Genomic DNA, 2,146 nt, shown 5'->3' on the forward strand with positions numbered 1-2,146 from the left:
CGCAGTATTTAGTTCTATCTTATCGTCTAATGATAGCATAACACTTGCAATCTGCTTTTGCGTATCAATATCGGGCAAATCAACCTCAATGTTTCTGAAATTCTTTAGAGGTTGTGACAATGCAGGAACACCTGTTTGATTGGCAAAAGAAAGAATCTTGTGCTGTCCCTCACGAGAATGAAAATAATATACCAAGTAAGGAACAAAAACTCTCTCAGTATCAAATGACACCCTGAATTGTCTTTGAGAGCAAAGGTATTCCTCAAACATTGAGTTTTCGGGTATATACGCTATCTGTCCTAAAGTTCCGCTTATCGTAACAATAACGTCATTTCTTTTGGCAATAGACCTATGGAGCGACCTTGCCTTTTCTTCTGTAACAAATTTAGTGACATTATCTGTTACCTTAAACCCTTTCAGGTTAGCACCATCAATTATTGGGAAGCCGTAATCCACAAAACAGGATATTTTCAGATTCGAGCCGAACGGTCCTGCTGCTATATCTGTAATTACGCTTTCCAATTTTATTGTTTCAGTGTACATCATTACACCATCCTATCCAATGTATTTCCTATGCGCCAGCTTCACATTGCTCTGCTTCACCATCGCATATTGTAGTGTAGTATCAATTCTTTCATGACCGAGCAACCTTTGAAGCTGCTCAATCGGCATACCCTTGTCGATAGCCATAGTCGCAAGCGTCCGCCTGAATTTGTGAGGGTGAACCTTGCTTATTCCGAGTTTTCGCCCCATTTCACGTAACCGCAGCTCGATTGCACCTATCGTCAACCGCTTATGTGGAGATCGGAGCGACACGAACAAGGCAGGATCGCTGTCTGTCCGTGAAGCGAGGTAACTCTGCAAATGGAGCTTTGTACGGGCATCGAAGTACACAATACGCTCCTTATCGCCCTTGCCAAGCACCACGCACTCACGTTCATTAAAATCAATGTCGCTACGGTTCAGCAAGACCATTTCGCCCACACGCATACCCGTAGAAGCAAGCATATCAATCATAGCTAAATCCCGCAATTCTACGCAGTTATCACGCATAAGTTCCAAGTTCTCGTCCGTGTAGGTTTCCTTGATCGTCTTGCTTGTCTTGACCTTGTGAATGCGCCGAACGGGACTTTTGATGATATAGTCCTCGTCCTCCAGCCAAGAGAAGAAGCTCGACAGGATACGGCGAATGTTATCTATAGTGACCTTGCTGGACTTCTTTTCTGCCTGATAGTCGGTCAGATACGCCCTCAGATCGTCCGTTGCGATATGCTTGATACCCTTGCCGATACCGTCAAGAGCCGCCGTGATCGTCTTGCGGTAGTAGTTCAGCGACTTCTCTGAGCAGCCTTCTATCCGCTTTGCAGAAAGAAAGTCCTCTAAAATCTCCATATTGTCGGGTGCTTTGTCGACATCAGCCACAGCCGTGACCGATACACCCTTGAAAGCCTGCACAAGAACCTCGTGCAAGGCTTGAAGCTGTGCATTATCGAGCTTTTTCAGCATAGCCTGCTCGATAGTGGTGATAAGCGTAGTTTTCATTGTAGGTACTCCTTTCAAAGTACCAACATCCTACAACCATGTGTTCATATTATATGATGTTCTTTAACGAAGCGATTAAAGCTGTTATACTTGCTGCCATTGCTGTTAATGTAACTATAAATGCAGTAATCTTCTCTATAATTTTCTTTGCGTTTTTATATTTGCTCTCAACATTAGAATTAATAAGAAACGATATTAGTTTTTCACTTAGCAGATATAGTGACCTCACAAAGTTAATCAACAAATATGATAGATAAGTTAGAACTAAAAGAACTCCACTCGCAGCAAGAATTTCTTTCCACCATACAGAACCATCAGCATAGTTTACATATACTTTTAAGGAGGCATATGCAATAAAAAGCGAAACTATCAACAAAGCAAAATGAAATGATAATGTTTGATAGAATTTTTCCTTCTTTTTTGAAACAATAAATGGGAAAAGAAAATAAGAGGATATGATAGCCAACTCTCCCATAATCGCTCTGATTTCTATTGTTTTAGATTTACTCTGGCTAAATAATAGCAAAAGAATTCCTGACAAAAACAATGCTAAATCAAAGCTATAGTATATTTTTTTCTTTAAATCCATATTGTTTATCCTAAC

3 protein-coding genes are annotated in these 2,146 nt (G+C 40.8%); all 3 read right to left on the reverse strand.

Going from position 1 to position 2,146, the window contains the following annotated elements:
• Positions 1-546 (reverse strand): restriction endonuclease subunit S (locus tag AB5123_RS14190; RefSeq protein ID WP_368364985.1); only part of this gene is annotated, 546 nt, incomplete at its 3' end.
• Between the two features lie 9 nt (positions 547-555).
• Entirely contained in the window at positions 556-1,542 is a 987-nt protein-coding gene (xerA, locus tag AB5123_RS14195; RefSeq protein ID WP_368364986.1) for a site-specific tyrosine recombinase/integron integrase, read from the reverse strand.
• Between the two features lie 49 nt (positions 1,543-1,591).
• Positions 1,592-2,146 (reverse strand): hypothetical protein (locus tag AB5123_RS14200; RefSeq protein ID WP_368364987.1); only part of this gene is annotated, 555 nt, incomplete at its 5' end.

The sequence above is a fragment of the Ruminococcus sp. RTP21204st1_B2_RTP21204_210225 genome, assembly GCF_040914135.1.
Taxonomy (GTDB): Bacteria; Bacillota; Clostridia; order Oscillospirales; family Ruminococcaceae; genus Hominimerdicola; species Hominimerdicola aceti.

Bases quoted from the DNA above. Each gene is read 5' to 3' on its own strand.
- xerA (WP_368364986.1), bottom strand. From the start codon at position 1,542: ATGAAAACTACGCTTATCACCACTATCGAGCAGGCTATGCTGAAAAAG.